General features: G+C 53.4%; 7 protein-coding genes. All 7 read left to right on the forward strand.

What is annotated here, in order from left to right:
• Positions 1 to 321 precede the first annotated feature (321 nt).
• The 7 genes from GS630_RS22200 (at position 322) to GS630_RS22230 (ending at position 5032) form a co-directional block, all read left to right on the forward strand.
• Positions 322 to 1329 carry a helix-turn-helix transcriptional regulator gene (locus GS630_RS22200; protein WP_171621566.1) on the forward strand — a complete coding sequence of 336 codons (1008 nt, stop codon included), beginning with the start codon at positions 322 to 324 and terminating at the stop codon, positions 1327 to 1329.
• A 380-nt stretch (positions 1330 to 1709) separates the two neighbouring features.
• Positions 1710 to 1877: a hypothetical protein gene (locus GS630_RS22205; protein WP_171656734.1), complete on the forward strand. Its 168-nt coding sequence runs from the start codon at positions 1710 to 1712 to the stop codon at positions 1875 to 1877.
• On the forward strand, positions 1870 to 2061 hold the full coding sequence (locus GS630_RS22210; protein WP_171656733.1) for a hypothetical protein: 192 nt from the start codon (positions 1870 to 1872) through the stop codon (positions 2059 to 2061). Before GS630_RS22205 ends, GS630_RS22210 begins: the two co-directional genes overlap by 8 nt.
• A gap of 37 nt (positions 2062 to 2098) precedes the next feature.
• The gene (locus GS630_RS22215) at positions 2099 to 3403 is read left to right on the forward strand and encodes a DUF6538 domain-containing protein (RefSeq protein ID WP_171656732.1); all 1305 of its coding nucleotides are present in this window, start codon (positions 2099 to 2101) and stop codon (positions 3401 to 3403) included.
• A complete protein-coding gene (locus GS630_RS22220; RefSeq protein ID WP_171621561.1) occupies positions 3400 to 3576 on the forward strand; it encodes a hypothetical protein in 177 nt (58 codons plus the stop codon). Before GS630_RS22215 ends, GS630_RS22220 begins: the two co-directional genes overlap by 4 nt.
• A gap of 143 nt (positions 3577 to 3719) precedes the next feature.
• On the forward strand, positions 3720 to 4193 hold the full coding sequence (locus GS630_RS22225; protein WP_171621560.1) for a hypothetical protein: 474 nt from the start codon (positions 3720 to 3722) through the stop codon (positions 4191 to 4193).
• Positions 4194 to 4213: 20 nt separating this feature from the next.
• Positions 4214 to 5032 carry a TerB family tellurite resistance protein gene (locus GS630_RS22230; protein ID WP_171621559.1) on the forward strand — a complete coding sequence of 273 codons (819 nt, stop codon included), beginning with the start codon at positions 4214 to 4216 and terminating at the stop codon, positions 5030 to 5032.
• Positions 5033 to 5165 lie beyond the last annotated feature (133 nt).

The raw sequence follows: 5165 nt of genomic DNA on the forward strand, positions 1-5165 counted from the left end.
TCATGCCCTGATTGTAGGCACTGATGTTCCAATATCCGACGTCGTCGCCCCAGATGATCAGGACGTTTGGAGGAGCGTCCTGAGCTACGACAGCTGTAGCGGAGACTGTTAAGCCAATTCCAATAATCACTCCGGACAACGGTCGGCGAGCGAATTGTAATAATTCGGGCAATCTCATTTGTGTCCTCCCAAAACGTAAATCCTGGTTTAGTTTGACAGGTTAGCCGTGATTGCGCTTAGCTTTTCCGGCCAAGAGACGGAGGTGTTTACGCCTGCTCTTACCTAGGGCGGAGTTCTTTTTGGGCTGTTGAGAGAGAAGACATGGCGAACCTGAACCTCGTTATCGCGCAGGCTATCAAACCGGCCATCAGTGCATCAGATTTGTCACTGTACACCTTGGAACGTATCGCTGACCGCGCCGGGCTGCCACCAAGTATCGTTGAGAACCCAGCGGGTATTGTGCCGCTGCATGCGGTCGAGTTTTTTCTTGCCCTTCTCCAGCAAAAGGTAGGCGAACAAAGCTTTTTGTTCAGAAGTCTCGAGCTTGACCCAGAAGAAAACAGGCAGACGCATTCAGTCGTTGGCATCCCGCTTCCCTGCGGCTTAACGAATTTCGAAGGGCTGAATCACCTGACCGAGAAGTTCAACAGTTTTATATCAGGAGCACGCTTTTTCTGTCATAGGCAGGGCGATCGTTTTTGGATTATGCGAACCACGGCCGCGACGGATTGGTCGGATGAATGGCCCACGCTTCAATACAATCTGGCTATAATGCAACTCGCAACCCGGCGCGTACTCGGCTGCAGCGTGCTCCCAGTCGCGCTGGCCCTACCCATGTTTCCAGAAAAGGTCGAGTTGCATGACGAGCTTCGCCACATTCCTGTGGTCCAATCAAAAGATCACTTTGGTATTGCTTTCGATCTGATAGGTATCGTTGACCGAAACTTCACGCTTTCTCCAACCAGCAGGACCGTTCTCGATGAAGAACCGCTTTCGATTGACTCCAATCTGAGACAATCAATCATTAGTTGCCTTTCGACATTTTTGACGTTGTCGACAACGGACAGTCTATCCGACCGAGTAGCCAAAGCCTTCGGCATCAGTACGCGAACATATCGGCGCATCTTGGCTGAGCATGGAACGAGTCATGCTCGTCTCCTGGCGGATGCTCGTCTAAACCTCGCGACAAAACTGCTTTTGCAAGACAACTGCAGTATCACCGAAACTGCATTGGAACTGGGTTACGGATACCCCGGTGATTTCACCAGATTCTTCAAAAAGCGAATGGGAGTTACTCCGGCCGAATTTCGTCAAATATACTTCAAATAAACGTTTAAACAGACTAATTGCTATGACTGTGCAACCGCTTTAGTGGCTGCAAGACAGTTACCGAACGTCGCGAAAAGTTTTTTGCGTCTACGAATTTATTCGCCTTATCATTTCGATAACGGGCTTGAAGCCACGAACGACCGGTTCCGTTTACCGTGCTGTCAGCCGCTTTCAACGACCGCTTCCGGATAAATCGCGTTGCAATGCCGCGACAGGCTTCGAAAGTAAGCGGTCGCATTGAGGCCAATTTCGCTGCATTAGCTTCGGGCGGGTTTGTCCCGCAACTCGGTCATTCCCGCAATAAACCTGAATGTCCGCGCCCGTCAAAACCGAGCAACTTCCTGCATCTAAATAAAGAAGCAACTGCAGGAGTTTGATCCATGAAGTACCTGTCTGCCCTCGGCGTTCTCGTCGGGGGTTTTCTTTTGCGCCCACCACCCAAGGCCGTCCTGACGACGATGCTCTGGGTGGTCTCTCGGTCTCATCCCGCTGTCGCGGCGCTGGTTCTGCTGGCGGTCCTCTGGACGTGGAGGTCCAACCATGACTGAGCTGGAGCTGACCCCAGGTGACGTTGTGGTCATCCGCGCCTTCGATGACGTCCCTGAACATCTGTTCCGCGTGGAAGAGGTGTTTGAAGATTGCGTGACCGGCTTTGCTGTCACCGGCCCTCTGGCTGGGTCCTACGGCGAACCGGCCCTCGAGATGATCGTTAGACTCGTCTCAACCAACTGATCCCATCCCACATTCCAAATCTGAAAGGAGGAGATTGATGTCTGCTCACATTCGCTATGCCTATCTGAAGGGCCATACGTGGCTCTATAGACGTAACTATCCCGTTGACGTGGCTCTCGCGCTGGGCGCTCAGGCGCTGAAGCAGAGCCTCAAGACCAGTGACCGCAACACCGCCCGCGTCCGTGCCGCTGAAGTCAATGCGCGGTTCGAGACACTAGTGGAACAGGTTCGGTGCAAGGCAGAGGAGTCACTGTCTGCCCCAGAGAGCACCGCTGACGTTCCTGATTGGGTTGATCAGCCAGAGTCGTATCTCGTCCGTCTCCGGGCCACTCTGGAGGATTCTGGGTGCAATCTGGAGCGGTCCAGCTTTGCCAGACCATCAGCGCCAGTGAAAGTACCGGTTCGTGACCTGAGCCGGGCCTATCTGAACAAGCGCAGTAACGAGCTACGACCCAGCGGGTTCAAATCGGTCCGATACTCTGTTGGGTTATTCGCTAGCCGATACGGTGACCAGCCGGTTTGCAGCCTGACCAGAGTGGAAGGGCGAGAGTTCCTGTCCGCAATTGCCCAACTGTCTCCAATGATCGGTAAGTCAGAACGAACACGGGGGCTAACTCTGGACCAGCTAGTCGCGTACTCGTCTCGTGGGTCGGTGACTATTACGGCCAGAACCCAGAGACGTATCTGGTCGCAGGTCAATCACTTCCTCGACTGGGTGGTCTATGAGGGGCATCTGGAGGTCAATCCTTTCCGAACTGTTCTCTTCGACCGGAAGGTGCGTCCTCAACCCTATGCCGTCCCGACTGATGAGGAAGTCGTGCGGCTGCTGGGAGCCAAAGACCGGGAGTTACATCCGGTTCTGCTGACCTGTCTACTGTCAGGGATGCGAGCGGGAGAAGCGGTCGGGCTGCTCCGGGAAGACCTCGTGGCCAAGGGCAATCTCGGCTGCTTCGTTCATGTTCGACCTAACCGACTGCGGCTGTTGAAGACTGACGCGGCGGAGAGACTGGTTCCGGTTCACCCGGTGCTGGATGAGACCTTCCGGCAACTGCCTGGCCATGGCCCTCTGTTCCCTGACCTGACCGTGGCGCACGTCACCAAGGGGTTTGCGAGACTACGGCGAAGGCTGAATCTGGAGAGACCGGGTCTGGTGTTTCACTCGACCCGCAAGTGGTTCATCACCCAATGTGAGCGGACAGGAGTTCCTGAGCACTTCACAGCTTCTCTGGTCGGTCACCAATCGGCACGGTCGGAGAACGGGATCACCTACGGGATTTACTCGGCTGGCATCAGTGAGGAGCAACGTCGGTCAATCGTGGACCAGATACGGCTTCCGGCGTGACTTTCCCTGACATTGACGCGTTTGAGGAACGAGCTGCTATTGCTGAATACGATGGCGGGTGCACCCGTAAGGCAGCGGAAGATCTGGCTGCTCAAGCTCAGGGGTTTCCTGATGCTGAAGCCTACTGGCAGTGGCTGGCTGACTATGTCGTCAACCGAAGGCCACCCTCATAGACAGAACCCTCGGCGGCCCTTTGCGGGTTGCCGGGGGTGCTCACTTTGATATTTTTTCTTGCCGCTTCGAAATTACGCGGTGAGAATGTGATGGAAAATACCGATATTATAGCTGCTTACGTAGTTGAGATTAGAGGTTTGCAATGAAGGTTAGCGGAATAGCAAGTGATACTGGAGAGGCGGTCGCTCAGGAAATATCCGATGTTTCAGTTGAAGAACTCCAATCAATGGCAACATTGGGCTTATCGTCTGGAGAACTGAAGGCAAGGATCGACAATTTAGCAGTGTCGGCAGATGCAAAGGTACTTCTGTTTCAGGTTGCGACGAAAGTAATCCGCGTGGGGGAGACGGTCGTCAAAATCGGGCAAAAAATTCTTGAGACGGTTTTTGAAGTCATCAAAACCTATCCGAACACAAGCTTTGGAGTTGTCTTCGGAGCGATAGCCGGAACACTTGTCAGTTCGATCCCGATTATCGGGTGGGTGCTCGGACCAGTCATAACTCCGCTTTTAGTTGTTTTTGGAATGACAGTGGGCGTTGCCGTGGACATTGCAGACAAAGCTGCTGAACGAAGTATTCGAACATATTTAGCGCGTTTCGAACCACTGAAATCCTAAGTCTTGGAGCCGGAACAATTATGGACAGAAAAATGATTGACCCGTCTGACGCCATTTCGCGAGCCGCGTTGAATTCAACTGAACGTGTGATTGCTGACCCACTTCGGTTCAAAGCGCGCTTAGAGATCGGGGACAAAGCTTATCAGACATTGACCCTCCGAAACGCTGCCTTTGAACTTTGGGACATCGCGGGGGCATCTGCAGCGGGAGCTGGGGTTGCCGGATCAGCTACTGTCGCCTCTACGTTTTTTGGAACGACAGCAACGAGTATTCTTGGGTTTTTCGGAATCGCAGCCGCAGTTACTCCGATCGGATGGATTATAGCGGCCAGTGTCGTTTCCGGTGGGGCCTACTACGGGATAATTCGGCTGATGAAGGGGCTCGATGATGAGCGTGTAGAAGTCATTCCGAAGTTCATAAACACGCCGCTTGATGTTTTGGCCGTGGGACTGTTTGACTTACTCGCTCCTCTTACGTTGAAGGTTGCTGCTGCCGACGGAAACATAACCGACGAAGAACTTGAGGTGATCCGCTCATACTTTGTCGATGATTGGGGTTACGATGAGCAGTTCGTGGACGCTGCTCTCGATGTTTTTCGGGTCAAGTTGGACGAATTGACACTGCAACAACTTACCGAAGCACTGCGAAAATTCACGTTGGAAAGCAAGGACTGCAACCACAAGAAGGTTCGTGATAAAGTCGTCTCCCTGTTGCGTGAGATTGCCAGCGCGGATGGGCAGTTTCATGAAATGGAGGAGCTTGCTATTCAGCATGTGGAGGACTTCCTGCCGAAAGACCCGTGGTTCCAAATGCCCAAACTTCTAAGAAGGAAGGAATAATTACCAGCCCCACCAAAGCCCCCGACCACCAGCACCAGCGACCAGTCTTCAGCACCCGGAACCGATCGTCAGCGGGTCGTCAGCGGTCTCGTAAGCTGTCCCTTCAACGGTCGGTCTAGCGGTCAAAATGCCC

The organism is Ruegeria sp. HKCCD7303 (genome assembly GCF_013111185.1).
GTDB lineage: Bacteria > Pseudomonadota > Alphaproteobacteria > Rhodobacterales > Rhodobacteraceae > Ruegeria.

Excerpts from the sequence above, each read along its gene's own strand:
- GS630_RS22200 (WP_171621566.1), top strand. The coding sequence starts at position 322 with ATGGCGAACCTGAACCTCGTTATCGCGCAGGCTATCAAACCGGCCATC.
- GS630_RS22205 (WP_171656734.1), top strand. The coding sequence starts at position 1,710 with ATGAAGTACCTGTCTGCCCTCGGCGTTCTCGTCGGGGGTTTTCTTTTG.
- GS630_RS22210 (WP_171656733.1), top strand. The coding sequence starts at position 1,870 with ATGACTGAGCTGGAGCTGACCCCAGGTGACGTTGTGGTCATCCGCGCC.
- GS630_RS22215 (WP_171656732.1), top strand. The coding sequence starts at position 2,099 with ATGTCTGCTCACATTCGCTATGCCTATCTGAAGGGCCATACGTGGCTC.
- GS630_RS22225 (WP_171621560.1), top strand. The coding sequence starts at position 3,720 with ATGAAGGTTAGCGGAATAGCAAGTGATACTGGAGAGGCGGTCGCTCAG.
- GS630_RS22230 (WP_171621559.1), top strand. The coding sequence starts at position 4,214 with ATGGACAGAAAAATGATTGACCCGTCTGACGCCATTTCGCGAGCCGCG.